At 62.6% G+C, this 17,811-nt stretch carries 16 protein-coding genes; 10 read left to right on the top strand and 6 right to left on the bottom strand.

The genetic code is table 11. The features are described 5' to 3' along the window. Positions 1-221 precede the first annotated feature (221 nt). Complete coding sequence (locus BLJAPNOD_RS11100) at positions 222-971, top strand: SDR family oxidoreductase (protein ID WP_115419840.1); 750 nt, start codon at positions 222-224, stop codon at positions 969-971. A gap of 109 nt (positions 972-1,080) precedes the next feature. Here BLJAPNOD_RS11100 and BLJAPNOD_RS11095 read toward each other — a convergent pair whose 3' ends face one another. Next, a complete protein-coding gene (locus BLJAPNOD_RS11095; RefSeq protein WP_077505806.1) occupies positions 1,081-1,533 on the bottom strand; it encodes an Lrp/AsnC family transcriptional regulator in 453 nt (150 codons plus the stop codon). 114 nt (positions 1,534-1,647) lie between these two features. On the opposite strand from BLJAPNOD_RS11095, the gene BLJAPNOD_RS11090 reads away from it, so the two are divergent. Both BLJAPNOD_RS11090 and BLJAPNOD_RS11085 read left to right on the top strand, forming a co-directional pair. Beyond that, entirely contained in the window at positions 1,648-2,631 is a 984-nt protein-coding gene (locus tag BLJAPNOD_RS11090; RefSeq protein WP_115419839.1) for a nucleoside recognition domain-containing protein, read from the top strand. 302 nt (positions 2,632-2,933) lie between these two features. Continuing rightward, entirely contained in the window at positions 2,934-5,324 is a 2,391-nt protein-coding gene (locus BLJAPNOD_RS11085; RefSeq protein ID WP_115419838.1) for an arylsulfatase, read from the top strand. A 428-nt stretch (positions 5,325-5,752) separates the two neighbouring features. Here the strand turns inward: BLJAPNOD_RS11085 and ftrA are convergent, their stop codons facing one another. Beyond that, positions 5,753-6,799 (bottom strand): transcriptional regulator FtrA, encoded by a 1,047-nt coding sequence (ftrA, locus tag BLJAPNOD_RS11080; RefSeq protein ID WP_199565994.1) that lies wholly within the window; start codon positions 6,797-6,799, stop codon positions 5,753-5,755. An 82-nt stretch (positions 6,800-6,881) separates the two neighbouring features. Between ftrA and BLJAPNOD_RS11075 the strand changes: the two genes are divergently transcribed. From BLJAPNOD_RS11075 to BLJAPNOD_RS11065, 3 genes are all read left to right on the top strand, one after another. Next, positions 6,882-7,313: a rhodanese-like domain-containing protein gene (locus BLJAPNOD_RS11075; RefSeq protein ID WP_077505801.1), complete on the top strand. Its 432-nt coding sequence runs from the start codon at positions 6,882-6,884 to the stop codon at positions 7,311-7,313. A gap of 194 nt (positions 7,314-7,507) precedes the next feature. Beyond that, complete coding sequence (locus BLJAPNOD_RS11070) at positions 7,508-7,984, top strand: GNAT family N-acetyltransferase (RefSeq protein WP_115419836.1); 477 nt, start codon at positions 7,508-7,510, stop codon at positions 7,982-7,984. A gap of 438 nt (positions 7,985-8,422) precedes the next feature. Then, a complete protein-coding gene (locus BLJAPNOD_RS11065) occupies positions 8,423-8,842 on the top strand; it encodes a DUF1801 domain-containing protein (protein ID WP_115419835.1) in 420 nt (139 codons plus the stop codon). Positions 8,843-9,228: 386 nt separating this feature from the next. Here the strand turns inward: BLJAPNOD_RS11065 and BLJAPNOD_RS11060 are convergent, their stop codons facing one another. The 3 genes from BLJAPNOD_RS11060 to BLJAPNOD_RS11050 all read right to left on the bottom strand — a co-directional run bounded on the left by BLJAPNOD_RS11060 (position 9,229) and on the right by BLJAPNOD_RS11050 (position 12,526). Further along, on the bottom strand, positions 9,229-10,461 hold the full coding sequence (locus tag BLJAPNOD_RS11060) for an HlyD family secretion protein (RefSeq protein ID WP_115419834.1): 1,233 nt from the start codon (positions 10,459-10,461) through the stop codon (positions 9,229-9,231). A 3-nt stretch (positions 10,462-10,464) separates the two neighbouring features. Next, a complete protein-coding gene (locus tag BLJAPNOD_RS11055; RefSeq protein WP_244610918.1) occupies positions 10,465-10,929 on the bottom strand; it encodes a hypothetical protein in 465 nt (154 codons plus the stop codon). A 328-nt stretch (positions 10,930-11,257) separates the two neighbouring features. Then, on the bottom strand, positions 11,258-12,526 hold the full coding sequence (locus BLJAPNOD_RS11050) for an NAD(P)/FAD-dependent oxidoreductase (RefSeq protein WP_115419833.1): 1,269 nt from the start codon (positions 12,524-12,526) through the stop codon (positions 11,258-11,260). Positions 12,527-12,880: 354 nt separating this feature from the next. On the opposite strand from BLJAPNOD_RS11050, the gene BLJAPNOD_RS11045 reads away from it, so the two are divergent. The 3 genes from BLJAPNOD_RS11045 to BLJAPNOD_RS11035 all read left to right on the top strand — a co-directional run bounded on the left by BLJAPNOD_RS11045 (position 12,881) and on the right by BLJAPNOD_RS11035 (position 15,959). Continuing rightward, positions 12,881-14,221 carry a HAMP domain-containing sensor histidine kinase gene (locus BLJAPNOD_RS11045; protein ID WP_244610917.1) on the top strand — a complete coding sequence of 447 codons (1,341 nt, stop codon included), beginning with the start codon at positions 12,881-12,883 and terminating at the stop codon, positions 14,219-14,221. 245 nt (positions 14,222-14,466) lie between these two features. Further along, positions 14,467-14,862 (top strand): Ohr family peroxiredoxin, encoded by a 396-nt coding sequence (locus BLJAPNOD_RS11040; protein WP_115419831.1) that lies wholly within the window; start codon positions 14,467-14,469, stop codon positions 14,860-14,862. Positions 14,863-14,930: 68 nt separating this feature from the next. Further along, positions 14,931-15,959, top strand: a complete 1,029-nt coding sequence (locus tag BLJAPNOD_RS11035; protein WP_115419830.1) for a DUF3095 family protein — start codon at positions 14,931-14,933, stop codon at positions 15,957-15,959. Positions 15,960-16,380: 421 nt separating this feature from the next. On the opposite strand, the gene BLJAPNOD_RS11030 is transcribed toward BLJAPNOD_RS11035, so the two are convergent. After that, on the bottom strand, positions 16,381-16,887 hold the full coding sequence (locus tag BLJAPNOD_RS11030) for a MarR family transcriptional regulator (protein WP_077500229.1): 507 nt from the start codon (positions 16,885-16,887) through the stop codon (positions 16,381-16,383). 154 nt (positions 16,888-17,041) lie between these two features. Here BLJAPNOD_RS11030 and BLJAPNOD_RS11025 point away from each other — a divergent pair, with 154 nt between their 5' ends. Next, on the top strand, positions 17,042-17,437 hold the full coding sequence (locus BLJAPNOD_RS11025) for an Ohr family peroxiredoxin (protein WP_077500196.1): 396 nt from the start codon (positions 17,042-17,044) through the stop codon (positions 17,435-17,437). Positions 17,438-17,811 lie beyond the last annotated feature (374 nt).

Here is a 17,811-nt window from a genome sequence, read left to right as displayed (position 1 = left end):
TTTCTTGGCCACGCGGAGCGTTCCTGAATGCACCGCAAGCACGAGATCGGGGCAGAGGCTATGTTTCGCTCCGACTTTCTGTGCCGCCTGGCGTTCAATTCGGCCCAGCCCGTCAAATCCTCGATCCCCGCCCACCGTTCAACTGCACCCTATCGGAAATCGGGTGGGCGCTGCGCCTCGCCGTCGATACGCAAGGGGCCTCAACCAAGAGGAGCAAGTCCATGTCCATGCTGCAAGACAAGATCGTTATCGTCACCGGCGCATCATCGGGGATCGGCCGTGCGGTCGCCACGCTTTTCGCCGCCGAAGGCGCGAAGCTGGTTCTGAATGCGCGCACCGAAGCACCGCTCGACGCGGTGGTCGAGGCGATCCGTGCCGAAGGCGGCGAAGCGATCGCGGTCAGCGGCGATGTCGCCGACGAAGACACGCATGCCCGGCTGGTGGAAGCCGCCGTCACCCGGTTCGGCGGTCTCGACGTCGCCATCAACAATGCCGGCGCGGTCGGCGCGATGCGGCCGCTTGCCGAGATCACCGGGTCCGAATGGCGCGAAACGCTTGAAACCAATCTGACCTCCGCTTTCCTCGGCACCCGCCACCAGATCCCGGCGATGCTTAAGCGTGGCGGCGGATCGCTGGTCTTCACCTCCACCTTCGTCGGCACCAGCGCCGGCATCCCCGGCATGGCCGCCTATGGCGCTTCCAAGGCGGGGCTGATGGGTCTGGTGAAGGGCATCACCGCCGACTATGGCGCAAGCGGCGTCCGCGCCAACGCCCTGCTTCCGGGCGGCGTCGATACCCCAGCGGGCGGCAGCAAGGAGCAGAAGGAATGGGCAGCCGGCCTGCACGCAATGAAGCGCATCGCCCAGCCGGAAGAAATCGCCCGGGCGGCGCTGTTCCTGGCAAGCCCGATGGCGAGCTTCGTCGCGGGCTCGGCCCTCTATGCCGACGGCGGTAACGCCGCGGTCAAATGACACCGGCGGCAACGCGGTCTTCAAGCGCCGGGGTGGACCGCCCCGGGGCCTCCCGCACATTCCCTTTGGATCGGGATCACGCACAGCAAGGCCGCCTGACCGTCACGCATCACAGCGGTATCTCCGTCGTGTCCTTGCCCGTGCGAATGACGAATGTCGTGTAGTATCGGGCAACGTTGCTCTCTTCGCGAAAGAGCCGCTCGGTAAGCGCATCGAGTTCTTCCATGTCCTTCAGCCGCAGCATCAGCAGGGCGTCGGTCGCGCCGCTGACGCTGTAGGCCTGGGTGACGGTCGGCTCCTTGGCGACCATGTCGAGGAACCGGCGCACATATTGTTCGCCGTGGCGCTCCAGCTCGACGGTGATGATGGCCTTCACCGACCGACCGGCCTTGGCCGGATTGAGAACCGCAACGACGCGGTCGATCACGCCCGCCGCATTCAGCCGCCTGATGCGGCGCAGGCAGCTCGACGGAGACAGCCCGACTTCAGCCGCAAGATCGGCATTGGTTCGCGATGCGTCCTGCTGCAGCAGCGTGAGCAGCTTTCTGTCGATCCGGTCCATTCGATCCCCCAATTCGTGCCCGTGCAATTATATTGCACGAACTCGCATATTTTGACCACAACTGCGAATGACCTCGCGCTAGTCCTTGGACAACACATTCAAGGAGGCATCGCCATGACCGTTCACATCATCCTCTACCGCAAGACGTTGGATACGCTTGAAGTCTATTGGGACCTCGTGCGCATCATCGTGCCCGTGACCATCGCCACGCATATCCTGCAGGAGTTCGGCGTGATCCGGGCTGTCGCCCCGGCCTTCGAGCCGCTGATGACCCTGGTCGGGCTGCCGCCCGAGCTTGCTTTCGCCTGGCTGACAGGACTGCTGGTCGGTATCTGGGGCGCGGTGGTGGTCGTGTTCACGCTCGTGCCGGTGTCGGAGCTGACCAGCGCCGACATGACCGTGCTTTCGGCGCTGCTGCTGGTGGCGCATGCCATTCCGATCGAGCAGCGGATCATCCAGAAGGCCGGTCCGAGCTTCGTGGTCACCGCAGCGCTTCGCATTGGCGGCGGCCTGATCTTCGCAGCACTGCTCAATCAGATCTTCGCCGCCACCGGCTGGCTCTCCACCCCGTTGCAGCCGACATGGATACCGGCAAACCAGAGCGCCGATTGGATCGGTTTCGCTCTGAGCACGCTGAAGACGCTCGGCACCATGCTCGTGGTGCTGCTGGCGCTCAGCTGGCTGATCGAAATCCTCAAGATGGTCGGCATCCTCGGCTGGCTCAATCGGGGCATGGCGCCGCTCTTTCGCCTCGCCGGCATCCGTTCGCAGACCGTCCCCTTCACCGCGGTCGGCGTGCTCTTGGGGGTCTCCTATGGCGGCGCGCTATTGATCCGCGAGGCGCGCACGGCGAGCGTCGAGCCCCGCCAGGTCTTCCTCGCCTGCGTCTTCATGGGGTTTACCCACAGCCTGGTAGAGGACACCCTGGTCGTTGTCGCACTCGGGGCCGATTTTACCAGCGTGTTCTTCGGCCGGCTGATCTTTGCGATCGTCGCGACAGCCCTGATCGCCAAAGCCATCGGTTCGGCACCCGACAGGGTGTTCTTCACACGGTGCTTCCGAAAGGAGCGTGTGACACTCGCGCCGTCGGAAGCCTGACTCTTGGCTCACGGCCCGGCGGCGCGGTTCGCGCCGCCCTGAAGCCTTATCTCATCCGACGAACCGGCGGAGCTGCGCAGGCGCATTGATGGTGATCGTGCGGTATCCGAGCGAAACAAGGCCACGCGCGCCCAGCTCTTCCTGTGTGAGATTGGCACTCGCGGGAGCATCGCCCGGCACCCGGCAACGCACAACGGCACGGCGTTGCCCTTCCCGCCTTCGAAGCCGCATCGTAACTGTTACATCCTTGCCTAATTTTAGCATTCTGTAATTCTCCCCGTTTCAGCGGAGGAGAAGCGACAATGTTAAGACTTGGAACGCTATTTCTTGCTACCTTGAGTTTGACGGCAACTGCGAACTTCAACGCCAATGCGCAAGAAACCACTGGCGAGCCTGGCTCGCCCAGTGCAACAACGACGATCGATGGCCGATACTTGCCGAACCCGCCAGCGGCCTTCGGTGGAGAAATCGGTCTCGACGCGAAAACCTCGAAACCCTATTGGCCAGCACAGATCGTACCCCCAAAGGGCGCTCCAAACATCCTGCTGATCATGACGGACGACGCCGGCTACGGTGTTGCGGGTACGTTCGGAGGCGTCATACCGACGCCAGCACTCGACCGTGTTGCAAACGCCGGCTTGCGCTTTACGCAGTTCCATTCCACCGCGCTCTGTTCCCCATCGCGCGCCGCGCTTATCACCGGCCGTAACCATCACTCGGCGGGCTTCGGCGTCATCTCTGAGCAGGCGACCGGTTATCCCGGATATGACTCGATCATCGGCATAGAGAACGGTACGATCGGCGAGATCCTGAAGCAGAACGGCTACGCCACGTCCTGGTTCGGAAAGAACCATAACACTCCCGCTTTTCAGTACAGCGCCGCTGGTCCGTTCGATCAATGGCCGACGGGTATGGGCTTCGATTACTTCTATGGCTTCATGGGTGGCGATACCAATCAGTGGGAGCCGTACCTGTTCCAGAACACGACCCAGATTTTCCCGTGGATCGGCAAGCCCGGCTACAATCTCGTAACGGACACGGCCGACAACGCCATTGATCACATCAAGCAGCTAAATGCGGCGGCACCTGACAAGCCGTTCTTCGTTTACTACGTGCCCGGTGCCACTCATGCACCCCACCATCCAACCAAGGAGTGGATCGACAAGTTCAAGGGCAAGTTTGACATGGGTTGGAATGAACTGCGCGAGCAGATTTTCGCCAACCAGAAAAAACTCGGCGTCATTCCCGCCAATACCCAGCTAACCGAATGGCCGGACAGCCTGCCGAAATGGGACGCCCTGGACGCAGAAAGCAAGAAGCTGTTTGCCCACCAGGCTGAGGTGTTTGCTGCCTACGTGGCCTACTCGGACCACGAGATCGGGCGGGTGATCCAAGCGGTCGACGATCTGGGAAAACTCGACAATACCCTCGTCATATACATTGAAGGTGATAACGGCACCAGCGCCGAAGGAAGCGTGCTCGGAACGCCAAACGAGCTCATCACGATCGAAGGCATGCAGATGCCGGTTGCGGCTCAGATGAAGTTCTTTGATAGCTGGGGCTCGAACCAGACCTATCCGCACATGTCTGTTGCGTGGTCATGGGCCTTTGACACGCCGTTCAAGTGGACAAAGCAGGTTGCTTCGCACTTTGGCGGCACGCGTCAGGGCATGGCGATGTCCTGGCCGGCACGGATCAAGCAGGCCGGTGGCGTTCGGACCCAGTTCCACCACATGATCGATATCGTCCCGACCATCCTCGAAGCGACGGGCATTCCTGCGCCAGTGATGGTCGATGGCGTTGCGCAAAAACCGATCGAAGGCGTCAGCATGGCCTATAGCTGGGACAACGCCCAGGCTCCATCCGCCCGCAAAACCCAATACTTTGAAATGTTCGGCAACCGCGGCATCTACAACGATGGCTGGTATGCCTGCACGACACCGCCCGCAGCGCCGTGGTTGATGGGTACGACAGCGATGCCGGACGTCATCGATGGCTATAAATGGGAACTGTACAACCTCACGGAGGATTATTCGCAGAACAACGACCTTGCAGCAAAAATGCCGGAAAAGTTGCATCAGATGCAGGAACTGTTTCTGATGGAGGCGGCAAAATACGATGTCTTCCCATTGGACAACTCGATCCTGGAGCGACTTACGACGCCACGACCGAGCGCCACTGCCGGACGGAAGGAGTTCAGTTACGGCGGCGTGATGTCAGGTATCCCGACGAGCAATGCGCCGAACGTCGTCAACAAGTCCTATACGATCACCGCCGAGATAACCGTTCCTGAAACCGGCGGCGAAGGTATGCTCGTCACCACAGGCGGGCGTTTCGGAGGGTACGGGTTCTATCTTCTCAAGGGCAAACCCGTGTTTCTGTATAACTTCGTCAATATGGAGCGCTTCCGTTGGGAAGGCCAGGACACCCTTTCTGCCGGCAAGCACACACTGGTCTTCGATTTCAAATCTGACGGACCCGGCATGGGCAAGGGCGGCAGCGGCGTTCTGAAGGTGGACGGCAAGGAGGTTGCGAACGCGAAAATACCGCACACGATCCCAGCACTCATGCCTTGGGATGAGACCTTCGATGTGGGCGTCGATACGCGGACAGGCGTGGAAGAAGCGGATTATCAGGTACCGTTCGCCTTCAACGGTGAAATCGCAAAGCTGACCGTCAATCTGCAGCCGTAAATCGAGCTAAGGGCTCCGGGCGCGTGAACCCGGAGCCCAACATATGATGGTCCCGCGGGGCCTGCGAAGAAACGGAAAATCAACCCACCCGCCCAGGGCGGCAACACCTTCGATGCCCCGCCGACCATCAAGGCTGAAATCGCAAAAGAGGAGCAGTGAGGACAGCTTGATCGCCGTATCCGGTGATCAATCGACAGGTCCTGGTGGCAGCGTTGCACAACAGTCTGCCACCGGGATCGTCACGCCGAGGGAGCAAAGGTGCACTTGCACATCGCCTGTCCCCTCGAGAGCAAAGCTATGCATTCCTCGATCAATTCCGGCAGAAGCGCAGCGATTTTTCGGCAGGATTTACGTAAAAACAAACAGATAGAGCGTTTCGATGGTTCCGTTTCCGAAGGAAGCGCTCCGGCAACGCGGTCGTTGACGGATCACTCCGCGCTGGCGTCCGCAAGCGCGCTTGCCGGCGTCGGCGGCCGCCCGAACATGGCCCGATAGGCGGCCGGCGTCGTCGAAAGCTGCTGACGGAAGTGATGGCGCAGCGTCTGGGTCGAGCCGAAGCCCGAGGTTTCGGCCACCTGCTCCATGCCGAGCGTGCTCTCCTCCAGCAATTGCCGGGCGCGCGCCAGCCGTTCGCCCAGCAGCCAGCGTGCCGGCGTCGTGCCGGTCGCCGCCTCGAACCGGCGCAGGAAGGTGCGCTCGCTCATGCCCACGGATCTGGCCAGCGCGGCGATCGAAAAATCCTCGCCGAGCTGCGCGCGCATCCGGTCGATCAGCGGCCCGAGGCGCGCGCTCTCGTGCACCTCGGGCACCGCCTTTTCGATATATTGTGCCTGCCCGCCATCGCGGTGTGGCGGCACGACGAGACGGCGGGCCACCCGGTTGGCCGCCTCGCTGCCGAAATCGCGGCGGATGAGATGCAGGCAGAGATCGATGCCGGCGGCACTGCCGGCAGACGTCAGCACCGTGCCGCTGTCGACATAGAGCACGTCGGGCACCACCTCGACATCGGGATAGGCCGCCTTCAGCTTGTCGGTGTAGCGCCAGTGGGTCGTTGCCCTCAGCCCCGAGAGCAAGCCGGCTGCCGCCAGCACGAAGACGCCGGAGCAGATGGAAAGCACCCGCGCACCGCCGGCATGCGCAGCGCGCAGCGCCTGGCACAGGGCTTCGGGCACCGGCGTATCGGAGCCGCGCCAGCCGGGAACGATGATCGTGCCTGCTTCAGCCAGGAGATCGAGCCCGCCATCGGCCATCATCCGGATGCCGCCGGTCGCCCTCAGTTCCCCCGGCTCGATCGCCGCGACGGCGAAGCGATACCAGCCCTCGCCCATCTCCGGCCGCGGCAGGCCGAACATTTCGACGGCCACGCCGAACTCGAAGGTGCAGAGACCATCATAGGCAAGAGCGACGACAAGCGGGTTGGCGGGCGACTTTGGTGTGGCGGACGGTTTTGGCATGATCTTGAGCATATATGGCAAACCTGCCATCTGCCAGCCCCTCTCCGACGTTGCTACAACCATCCTCGCCAACCGCAGAAGACCAGAGCCACAGGAGAGCCAGATGAGCTACGTCACCGAAACCCCAGCCGCCGCCCCAGAAATCGCCATCACCCATTTCGCCGGGCGGCTGAGCGTCGAGACCGATTGTGCCGATGTCGCCCATGCCCTGAAGAGCGGCGAACAGGATTTCGTGCTGCTGCATGCCGTCGGCACCGAGGCTGCCTATGCCCGCCGCCATGTGCCAGGCGCGATCCATTTGCCCCACCGGGAGATCACCGCAGAACGTTTGGCCGAATGGCCTGATGACACCCTGTTCGTCGCCTACTGTGCCGGGCCGCATTGCAACGGCGCCGACCAGGCGGCGCTGAAGATCGCCCGGCTCGGACGGCCGGTAAAGATCATGATCGGCGGCATCACCGGCTGGGAAGACGAGGGTCTGGCTTTCGCATCGGGTGCAGCCCCAGGCGAACCGAAGCGCCTGCTGGCCGCCTGAAGTCCGCGCTGACGAGACAGTTGGCCCGCCGATACCATCTCGGCGGGCCATCGCATGGCGTCGCAGAGCGGGCCCGACGACGCGAACTGATACGACTGGAGAACGGCAGTCTTGGCGGATCGGCGCAGACACGCCAAGATGGCCGGCAGGACCATCCCTTCCAGCTTCCTTCCAGCCCCCCCTTGAGGAACCCGATGACGAACGCCCTTTCCACCCGCCCGTTCGAGCATCGCGATGTGCCCACGGTGCTCGCTCTGATGCGCGGCCTTGCGATCTTCGAAGGCTACATCGACAAGTTCGCCGTCACGGAAAAGGACCTCGTCGACAATGGCCTTGGCGATGCCCCGCGCTTCGGCGTTCTCGTCGCCGAGCTCGACGGTCGCGTCATCGGGATCGCTGTGCACTATGTCATTCCCTGGACCTACGACCTGAAACCGACGGTCGTGCTGAAGGAACTGTTCGTCGAGGAAGGTGCCCGGTCTTCGGGTGCGGGCGCGGCCCTCATCGCCGCCCTGAAGCGCCACGCCACCGCCATCGGCGCGCCACGCGTCAACTGGACCGTGCTTGCCGGCAACGAGCCTGCCAAACGCTTCTACCGTCGCCAGGGCGGCGCCCCCGACGAGCTCTGGGAGCCGTGGACGATGGCGGTGCCATCGTGCGACGGGAGCTGAAGGAACGGCACGAGCGAAGGCGTAATTTTGGCTTGAGCATTGCGCAGCATCGGTCCCTTGGTCGATGCTCGCCAGCCCGCGTGTCCCCGATGGCGATATCGGTGGTTTCCCGTGCGGGAATGCCCCTGCCCTTGGCGCGGCCGACATCCTCGTTCGAAAGGCGATGGGCCTGCGCCCTATCGCGGGGCAAACCGGAAAATGCGCAACGCGCCGCTTTCAGCGCCGCAGGACGACAGTGCCGCGTCCGGCTCCAACGCGCTGCAACGCATTAATCCGGCTGCACAACACCTTGAATCGATTCCGATTTGAGGCATTGTGCGGTGGCTATTGCGCCGCCCTTGGAACGATCGACGGGGACCGCGGTCCGTCCGCGATCAAGCCAGGCGACGCCAATGCTACCGAACGAGACGGAGCCGGGAACCGGAGGATCGAGCCCCAATGAATGCATCTGATCATATCGACCAGCTGATCGCCGACACTGACGACTGGCGCGGCAGGACGCTCGCCAATCTGCGCAAGATCATCCTCGGGGTCGACAAGGATATCGTCGAGGAATGGAAGTGGATGGGAAGCCCGGTGTGGTCTCGTGACGGCATCGTCGCCGTCGGCAACGCCCACAAGGACAAGGTGAAGCTGACCTTTTCCCACGGCGCCAGCCTTCCGGACCCTGAAAACCTGTTCAACAACGGCTTGAACGGCAAGGTGTGGCGGGCAATCGACCTGTTCGAGGGCGACGAGATCGACGAGCGCGCGTTCCAAAACCTCATCCGCGCTGCCATCGAGTACAATCAGGCCAAGGCAAAGAAGAAATTGGCTTCGGGAACGCGCGCAAAGACGGCGAAAAGCAAGGACGCATGAGGCAAGACAGCGCCGTGCGTCGGATATGACGCGCAAAGGAGGCTGTATCGCTTTAAACTTGTCATCGGCTTTGGGCGATTTCGAACCGCCGGCACTCAATCGATCTTCAGCGCCGGTCCAATGTCGTCGGCAAGCGCCTACGAATTGAACTCGTCCATCCGACGGACCAGAACGTGCGGTTCACCTTGCCCAGCCCCTGCAGAAAGCCGTATTTGTCGTCGGTCCGGCCGCCTTTCGAGAAGGCGAAGTTCACGCCGGTCCTGTTGGGGGGCTGATGGCGATGATATCGCGTTTGAGCCGCTAGACCAGAACGCCGGAATAGGCCTGGGCGCCTGCGCGAATTTCCTCCAGGCCGCGCCGTCCTGCCCTCGAGTGCGGCTGACCCGTCAGTGCCCGCCGAGTACCAGCGTCTGCACCGGCAGCATCACCGCCTGCATGCGCAGGATCATCGCGTGTACCAGACCGACCGTATCGACCACGTGCAGGTAGAACCAGCGCAGCGAGCTGATATCAGGCGATTCCAGCTCGTCGTGGCTGTTGGTGTAAGCGTTGGCGATGCAGCTGCTGCCCGGCGGAATGCCGTCGAGGCCGCCGGGATAGAGCGGCTCCAGATAGACCGTGAGCGTTCCGGGCTTTGCCAGTTGCGTCACGTCGACCAGCTGGTCACTTGCCCTCAGCTGCCCGCCGGCAATCACGTCCTGTATCTCGGTCACCACCATCGGAATGATGGTGAAGGGTTTGCCGACGCAGGTGGCCTCGGCAATCATGCCCACCTTCAGCACCTGCGCCTCGATCTGGCCGAAACCGGCGATCAGCGCCACCTTGCCGGCCTCGGTCGGCACCAGGATGCCGGCCGGGCGCAGCATCGGATTGACCACTTCGCCAACCCTCAGTGTGAACTGGTGCAGCGTGCCCGAGGTGCCTGCGCGCACGATGGTCTTGTCCAGGTCAGCCTGGGCTTGCTTTAGCGCAGCCTCGGCACTGGCCCTCTGCGATGGCAGCAGCGACGTGATCTTCGTCTCCAGAGTGCGCTTGTTGGCAATAGCCGCATCGACTGCGCCCTTGCGGCCGTCGGCGGCCACCTGCAGCCGCTCGATCTCGCGCGGAGCCACGACATTGGCATTGCGGCGCATCAGTTCTGTCTGGGTTTCAAGCTGGTCCTGCGCCTGGCGAAACGCGCCTTCCGCCTGCTGGATCAGGCCGTCTGCGGCGGCAAGCTCCGTCTGCGCCACAGTCGTCTCGGCATCCACCTCGGCGATCTGACGGCGTGCCAGTTCGGCGGCTGCTTCCTGCTCCGTGCTGTCGAGCCGGAACAGCGGCGCGCCTGCCTTGACGTCCTGATTGAGGCTGACAAAGATCTCGGCCACACGCCCGCCCGTCTCAGGCAGGATTGCAACCGTTCGGAAAGCCGAGGTGACGGTCTTCGTCGACGGATGGAAATAGAACACCAGCGTGATCAATGTCAGCGTCAGCATCACGCAGGCGGTGATGCCGTAGCGAAGCTCGTACCAGACGGAATAGAGCGTGATCTCGCGGCCGAACCTCCGGCCCTGGACATAACGGCGATAGAGATAGTCGGGAAGGATGGTCAGCATCGAGCAGAGCAGGAATTCGAACATGGATCATGCCCTTCCGTCGGTCGAGGTCGAAACGACGTTGGTTTGGACAACGGGGGTCGCCGGCTCGGCAACAACCGAATGAGCAGGCATGGCATGCCCATGGGCGTCCAGTTCCGGCTCCGGCTCGCGGCCCGACATTTTCTCCAGCGACCGCGCGATCGACTTCAACGGCGACCAGAAGTCGGGCAGATCAACCAGTGCCAAAAGCAGACCCGCGATCCAGAAGAGATGGTTGTGGGTGAACAGCGCGATCAGCGCCAGCACCGCCACGACCTCGAACTTCGCCTTGCTCGCCCCATGTGCCATCTGCTCCGGCAGAGCGTGCAGGCGCAGGTAGAACGTGCCGATCATGAAGATGACGATGAGCAGAAACACGGCGACGACATTGAACAAAATGTCGGGCTGCCCCGGTGGCGTGATGAACATCGGCAGATGTTCGATCGCCTTTGGATGTATCAAATCCGCCATCTCCGTCTCCCCCACGCAGATCAGATCATGGCTCCAAAACCGGCCACCCATGAACGGATTCATGCGGCATGCCGGCCCCCTGGTCCCCATGCACATCGCTGGCTCGATACCGCTGCGCACGGTCGAGCGACATGCATAATATCAGAGACTTAGCATACAAATGATGCTTGTAAAGCAAAGACTTTCTTGCAAGCTGAACGATCGCCGCCGACCTCGGCGGGCAAGCCATGCCGAGCAAAAATGTCCGTCCGCCGCCGATCCATCGGGTGCGAATGCCCTGCCGCCATTGCTGCCGGGATTGCTCAGCCCGCCTGCCCTTGCCGCAGCGCTACTGCCCGTCGCGCAAGGTTTCCTTCTGCGTAATCAGCCGGGCGCTGTGCTGGCCGCTGAGATAGGTCCAGAACCAGCTCCAGGCGACCGCAAAGCGGCTGCGCGTGCCGATCAGGAAGTAGATGTGGGCAATGCCCCAGATCCACCAGGCAAGCGCGCCCTTCATCTTGAAGCGGCCGAAATCGATGATCGCCGCCCGCCGGCCGATCGTGGCCAGGCTGCCCTGGTGGCGGTAGCGAAACTCGCCTGGCTGCTTGCTTCCCGTTAGCCGCGCGCAGATGACCTTGGCGACATAGGCGCCCTGCTGCTTGGCGGCCGGCGCTATGCCCGGCACCGGCTTGCCGCCGTCATAGGCGACGGAGGCGGTGTCGCCGATGACGAAGATATCGTCATGGCCGGGCGCCCTGAGATCGGCATCGACGATCGCGCGCCCCGCGCGGTCCTCGGCAATGCCGAGCCAGCGGGCGGCGGGTGATGCCTGAACGCCTGCTGCCCAGACGAGCGTGCGGCTGGCGACAAAGGTTTCGCCGATCGTTACCCCTTGCGCCGTGCAGGCCGTCACCGGCGTTCCGGTCCGAACTTCAACGCCTAGCCGTTCCAGCTCGCGCCGGGCATAATCGGACAGATCCTCGCTGAAGGCGGCCAGAATGCGCGGCCCCGCCTCCACCAGGATGACCCGCGCCTGGCGCGTATCGATGCGGCGAAATTCGGAAGGCAGCGTGCTATGCGCCATTTCGGCGATGATGCCGGCCAGCTCGACGCCCGTCGGCCCGGCGCCGATCACGGTGAAGGTCAAAAGCGCGTCGCGGACCGCCGGGTCCTCTTCCAGTTCCGCCTGTTCGAAGGCAAGCAGCACGCGGCGGCGAATGGTGGTTGCGTCCTCCAGCGTCTTCAGTCCCGGCGCCACCGGCTCCCATTCGTCATGGCCGAAATAGGCATGCGTCGCGCCGGTGGCGATCACCAGCGTGTCGTAATCGATCGTCTGCCCGCCCTTGAGCGACACGGTCCTGGCGCCGGCATCGACGCCGGTCACTTCGGCGAGCAGCGTCGTCACCTCCGGCCGGTCCCGATAGAGGTTGCGGATCGGCCAGGCGATCTCGGAGGTGGCGATCAGCGTGGTTGCGACCTGATAGAGCAGCGGCTGGAACAGGTGATGGTTTCGCCGGTCGATCAGCGTGATGCGCACCGGCGCACCCGCGAGACCGTTGACGAGCTGCAGCCCGCCGAACCCTCCACCGACGACGACGACATGATGCCTGTCCTGCATGGTCCTGATCCCGATTTGACTTTTTGCAAATGTGGAGCACCGGCACACCGGCACAACCTCCGGCTTCGCATTTCGCCCTTGCAAAATCGGGCATGGCGCTTGCGCCGGCACTGCAATAAGGTGGTGAACTACATGCTCTGCGCCCGAATCGGCTGGCGCCTTCCCTACTTTCCCTCGTTGGTACGCCCCTGCCGCTCCCCAAAATGCGGCAAGGATATCGAAGTAATGTCCGTGCAATCTAGTGTTTGCAGATGTCACCATGCGGTAGAACAACGTCGGCCGCAGGCGCAGGAACGGGCGAGATAAGCGGATGCACCGCGTTGCCGGTCTAACAATAGGGTGCAGATGGTGAGAATGCTCTGGCCCCGGTCCCTCAAGCAACGCCTGATCGCGCAGCTTCTGGTCTTGCAACTGGCGATCCTTCTCGTCTTCGGCCTCTCCTTCGTCACCCTGCTTGTCGTCGCCGACGAAGGCGGTGTGCTCATCGGCCCGGCACCGGTCGAGACGGCGTTCGCGGCGATCGAGAGAGGCCCGGACGGCAAGCTTGCCTTCGCCAAAACCGACAAGCTGGCGGATGTGCTCGTCAGACATCCCAAATTCTGGTTCATCGCCCGCAGCGACCGGGGCGAGATCCTGCAGCTTGGCGAAGTGCCGGAGATCTACAAGGGCATCAGCCAGACACTCGACAGGATGACCTATTCGGATCTTCGGGATGTCGGCGATCCCTCGCCCTATCTTGCGGTCCTCAGGCGTCGTTCGAGTCCGGCCGGCGATTTCACCGTCTTCGGACAGGGTGAACTCCTGAGCGAGCAATCCCTCATCCTCACCTTTTCACGCGTGTCGCTCGCCCCGATGCTGGTGCTGCTCGCGATCGTCACGGTGATCGGCGTCCCCTGGATCGTCAATCGCGCCATCAAGGGCATTTCTGAGCTCGCGCGCGAAACCGACGGGATCGATATTGCCCGGCGGAGTTACCGGCTGACGGAAACGGCCATTCCGAGCGAAGTCCGGCCCCTCGTTCAGGGCATCAATGGCGCGCTTCACCGCCTCGACCAGGCCTATGATCGTCACCAACGTTTCATCCTCGATGCGGCGCACGAACTGCGCACCCCTGTCGCGATCCTTCAGGCGCGGCTCGACTCGCTGGCGCCCGGCCCGGATCGCGACAGGCTGATCGCCGATTGCGAGAGAATCTCGGCGCTTGCCGAACAGCTGCTCGACCTGCAGCGGCTTGAAGCCAATGCGAAACCGCTGACGCCGGTCGATCTGGTCGAGCTGTGCCGCGACGTCGCCGCCGACCTCGCACCGCTGGCGATCGACCAGGGCTATGAACTTTCCTTCGAGCCGGAGGTGGAGCGGTCGCCGATCCAGGGCGATCCGGCGTCGCTGTCACGCGCCATCACCAATCTGATCCAGAATGCGATCGAGCATGCCGGAAATCAGGGAGCGATCGTCGTCCGCGTCGCATGCGACCGGGTGATCGAGATCTGCGATGACGGGCCCGGCATTCCGGAAGCCGAGCGGGAACGCGTATTCGAACCGTTTCACCGGCTGAAGCCGCGCGATCGCGGCGCTGGTCTCGGCCTGAACCTTGTTCTCCAGATCGTTCAGCGCCACGGCGCGCAAATCCGCATTCTGGCCTCGCCAAGCGGCGGAGCGTGCTTCCGGCTGGTCTTTGCCGAGCAGGCGGCTTGAACCACCAAACGCGAGCGGCATACCGCCCAGGGCGATCGCGCCCTCCTCGTTCGAAACCGTTATCGGCACGTGAGCGCGCAGATTCCATAGAGCACCGGCCTGCGCGTTCAAACGGCACGCAGACCTGCGCCAAACACATCGCATCCGATTAAATCGCATTTTGATTGACATTGGAATTCCCTTTCTGTATTTACATCGCATCCGAGTTAATCGGACATGAGTTAATCCAGAGACGGGATACAGCTATGACTGAGAAGCTTCTTTTCACAGGCAAGACACACAACATCGGCGGCCATAATGGTGGCACCCGCAGCAGCGATGGCCAGCTGGACCTGCGGCTGTCAGCGCCGCATCCGGCTGCAGAGCGCCTGTTCGGCGCCGCCTGGTCGGCCTGTTACATCGGCGCGGTTCAGGTCGCCGCGTCTGAAAGAAACATTGCGCTTCCCGCAGGAGCCGAGGTCGACGCCGAGATCGACCTCAATGTCGATGACGGCAATTACTTCCTGCGCGCTCGCCTCAATGTCAGCCTGCCGGGCCTCGACCGGGATATCGCCCATCAACTGATCCATGCCGCCCACAAGATCTGTCCCTATTCCAAGGCGACGAACGGCAACATCGACGTCGCGACCAATCTGATCTGACGCGACCAGCCGAGGTCCGCCGGCTCGCCCGGCGGACCTCGCGTCCCCATACCGACCGGGAACACATAATGCACAGCGAACACGCTCAGCCACCGCAAGCCCACAGCAAATTCTCCGATATGCTCGACCCGGCCATCTATGAGCCATTGCCCGGTGATTGGCTCATCGCCATCACCGATGTCGTCGACTCGACCTCGGCAACCCGGTCGGGCCGCTACGAGGACGTCAACTTTGCCGGCGCCTCGGCAATCGCCGCCTTCGGCAATGCCTGGGGCACGTTCGATTTTCCCTTCGTCTTTCGCGGCGACGGCGCGGCATTCGCCTTGCCGCCGGGGGCCGCCGAAACCGCGACATCAGCGTTGCGGCAAGTCGCCGCCTTCGCCAAGCGCAGCCTTGGCCTCACCCTTCGAACGGGATTGTTGCCCGTGCGCGAAGTCCGCGCCAATGGACACGACGTGACCATCGCGCGTTACGCGGCATCGCAGGACGCGACCTACACCATGTTTGCCGGCGGCGGATTGAAGTGGGCAGAACACGAGATCAAGCGCGGGCGCTATCTGGTAAAGCCGCACACGGATACGTCGCAGCCGAACCTCACCGGCCTCAGGTGCGAGTGGAAGCCGTTTGCCAGCCAGCGCGGCGAAATTCTATCCTTGCTGGTTGAGCCGACAGCACAGACAGGCGCGCAGGACTTCGCCGCATTGGCGAGACGCGTTCTCTCCGTGCTCGAGGCCGGGCCGCGGCAATCCAATCCGGTGCCGGATGCCATCGGCATACCCAAGGACGAGCGGAGCCATGTCGATCCTGCTCGCTGGTTAGCGGTTGCGGCCAATTCGGATTTTCGCAAATACGATGACGGCCTGCGCCTGACGCTCGATTGCACCAGCGAACAGATCGACCGGGTCGAAACCCTTCTTGTCGCCGCCAGGCACCGTGGCGAGGTCAATTTCGGACTGCATCGCCAGTCTCACGCTCTGATGACCTGCCTGGTCCCCTCGGGCCGGCCGGATTCGCACCTGCATTTCCTCGACGGATTGGACGGCGGCTATTCGAAGGCTGCCGAAATGCTGGCGCCGGCCAAGCGCTCTGCGGCGTGATCACACGACGCCACGGGCACGAAGCGACAGACGCATGATCAGTGGCCGGGCAGAGACAGCAAACGTCATCCGTTCACGCCTCAATCCCAGGCATAGCAACGACAGTGGCTTTGGCAGGCAACAGGCGCAGACCACCGCAACGCCCCTTTCCGTTGGCAATACGCCCGCAGGCGTGTGGGGTTCCAGGGGGTACCATTGGGCACCGATCGCATGCCTCGCGCAGCCGCCATCCAGCGAGCGACCAATTCTTGGCCGGATTTTATTGCGCCGTCCCACGCGGCTCTTGTCTCGACGGCCAAGACTCTCAGCCGACCATCACCCATCAACAGCTGCACCTGACGCACGCCAAACGCGCGTACACACTGGCGAGGCGGTCCTTCCCGGTCAATTCAAGGCCTAACGGTCGCTCGACCGCGATCCCCTACCCTTTCCCGGAGCCGCCCTGCGTCGCCTGCAGCAGGTTGTCGCGCAACCTCACCACCGTCTGCTGCACGACCGGAAAGTCGTCTCCGAGACCGATCACATCCGTCAGTGCGGAACCGGGGTCCATTTCGACCAGCTTGCGGCCGGCCGGCGTCAACGTCACCCGCACCTGCCGTTCGTCGGCCGGGTCGCGCCGGCGCTGCAGATAGCCCTCGGCTTCAAGCTTCTTGAGAATGGGCGTCAGCGTGTTCGATTCCAGGAAGAGCTTTTCGCCGAGCGTGCCGACCGTCTGGTCGTCTTCTTCCGACAGCGCCACCATCGTCACGTACTGGGTATAGGTCAGGCCGAGCTTGTCGAGGATCGGCTTATAGGCGCGACCGAAGGCGAGGTTGGCCGAATAGATCGCGAAGCACAGAAAATTGGAAAGCTTCCTGCCGCCGTTGTCGGCCTGTGCTGCGGACGGCTGAGCGGTTTGCGCAGCTTTTGCTGTCGGGGATTTGGGCATCGGTATATCCTGTTCCATTGTCCTCTTTCTCTCCACCTATATAAATCGCATCCGATTAAATCGCAACACTATTGACATCCCGCTTCAGTTGGCATATTTATCTCGCATCCGATTGAAGCGGATACGATAAAACTTTACCAGAAAGGATACCACCATGACCGAGAAGCTTCTTTTCACCGGCAAGACCCACAACACCGGCGGCCGCAACGGCGGCACCAAGAGCAGCGACGGCATGCTCGAACTTAAGCTGGCGCAGCCGCATCCGGCCGCCGAAAACCTCTTCGGTGCTGCTTGGTCCGCCTGCTACATCGGCGCGATCGAGGTTGCCGCCGCGCAGAGAAAGATCAAGCTCCCGGCAGGTCTCGCTGTCGACACCGAGATCGATCTGAACGTCAACGACGGTTCCTACTTCCTGCGCGCACGGCTCAATGTCAGCCTGCCGGAACTGGACCGCGACGTCGCCCACGAGCTGATCCATGCAGCCCACGCCATCTGCCCCTACTCCAAGGCAACGCACGGCAACATCGATGTCGAGACCAACCTCGTCTGAAACAAACCGCCTGCCCCTAAGGCCAAAACTGCCGGCACAGACATGTGAATGCGCCGGAACACTCGAAGGACAACGCATCAGGCCTGTCGCTTTAGAGCGCACGATAGCCTGCATGCCAGCACAGGCGGCCCCGATCGGGGTCGCCCGAGACCCGCCCTAGCGTCAGGGCACACCAAATTCATCCATTCTGCGTGACGGACCCTTGGAACCAGAGATCATGGTTCGGGTCCGTCATTTTTTTGGCAGCCTCGAATAGACCGTGATCGCATCCGGTGGGACAATCGCCGCGCCCGCCCATGGAGCTTATTGTATTCGGGCTAACCCGAAATAAGGGCAGACATATCTTTGGGATGACAGGCCGAAAACAGCCACAC

Origin of the sequence: Ensifer sp. M14 (assembly GCF_003355565.1) — a bacterium.
GTDB lineage: Bacteria > Pseudomonadota > Alphaproteobacteria > Rhizobiales > Rhizobiaceae > Ensifer.
The sequence above is the reverse complement of the archived record's forward strand: the minus strand, read 5'-3'. Positions and strand labels throughout refer to the sequence as shown.

Bases quoted from the DNA above. Each gene is read 5' to 3' on its own strand.
- BLJAPNOD_RS11100 (WP_115419840.1), top strand. From the start codon at position 222: ATGTCCATGCTGCAAGACAAGATCGTTATCGTCACCGGCGCATCATCG.
- BLJAPNOD_RS11095 (WP_077505806.1), bottom strand. From the start codon at position 1,533: ATGGACCGGATCGACAGAAAGCTGCTCACGCTGCTGCAGCAGGACGCA.
- BLJAPNOD_RS11090 (WP_115419839.1), top strand. From the start codon at position 1,648: ATGACCGTTCACATCATCCTCTACCGCAAGACGTTGGATACGCTTGAA.
- BLJAPNOD_RS11085 (WP_115419838.1), top strand. From the start codon at position 2,934: ATGTTAAGACTTGGAACGCTATTTCTTGCTACCTTGAGTTTGACGGCA.
- BLJAPNOD_RS11075 (WP_077505801.1), top strand. From the start codon at position 6,882: ATGAGCTACGTCACCGAAACCCCAGCCGCCGCCCCAGAAATCGCCATC.
- BLJAPNOD_RS11070 (WP_115419836.1), top strand. From the start codon at position 7,508: ATGACGAACGCCCTTTCCACCCGCCCGTTCGAGCATCGCGATGTGCCC.
- BLJAPNOD_RS11065 (WP_115419835.1), top strand. From the start codon at position 8,423: ATGAATGCATCTGATCATATCGACCAGCTGATCGCCGACACTGACGAC.
- BLJAPNOD_RS11060 (WP_115419834.1), bottom strand. From the start codon at position 10,461: ATGTTCGAATTCCTGCTCTGCTCGATGCTGACCATCCTTCCCGACTAT.
- BLJAPNOD_RS11055 (WP_244610918.1), bottom strand. From the start codon at position 10,929: ATGGCGGATTTGATACATCCAAAGGCGATCGAACATCTGCCGATGTTC.
- BLJAPNOD_RS11050 (WP_115419833.1), bottom strand. From the start codon at position 12,526: ATGCAGGACAGGCATCATGTCGTCGTCGTCGGTGGAGGGTTCGGCGGG.
- BLJAPNOD_RS11045 (WP_244610917.1), top strand. From the start codon at position 12,881: ATGCTCTGGCCCCGGTCCCTCAAGCAACGCCTGATCGCGCAGCTTCTG.
- BLJAPNOD_RS11040 (WP_115419831.1), top strand. From the start codon at position 14,467: ATGACTGAGAAGCTTCTTTTCACAGGCAAGACACACAACATCGGCGGC.
- BLJAPNOD_RS11035 (WP_115419830.1), top strand. From the start codon at position 14,931: ATGCACAGCGAACACGCTCAGCCACCGCAAGCCCACAGCAAATTCTCC.
- BLJAPNOD_RS11030 (WP_077500229.1), bottom strand. From the start codon at position 16,887: ATGCCCAAATCCCCGACAGCAAAAGCTGCGCAAACCGCTCAGCCGTCC.
- BLJAPNOD_RS11025 (WP_077500196.1), top strand. From the start codon at position 17,042: ATGACCGAGAAGCTTCTTTTCACCGGCAAGACCCACAACACCGGCGGC.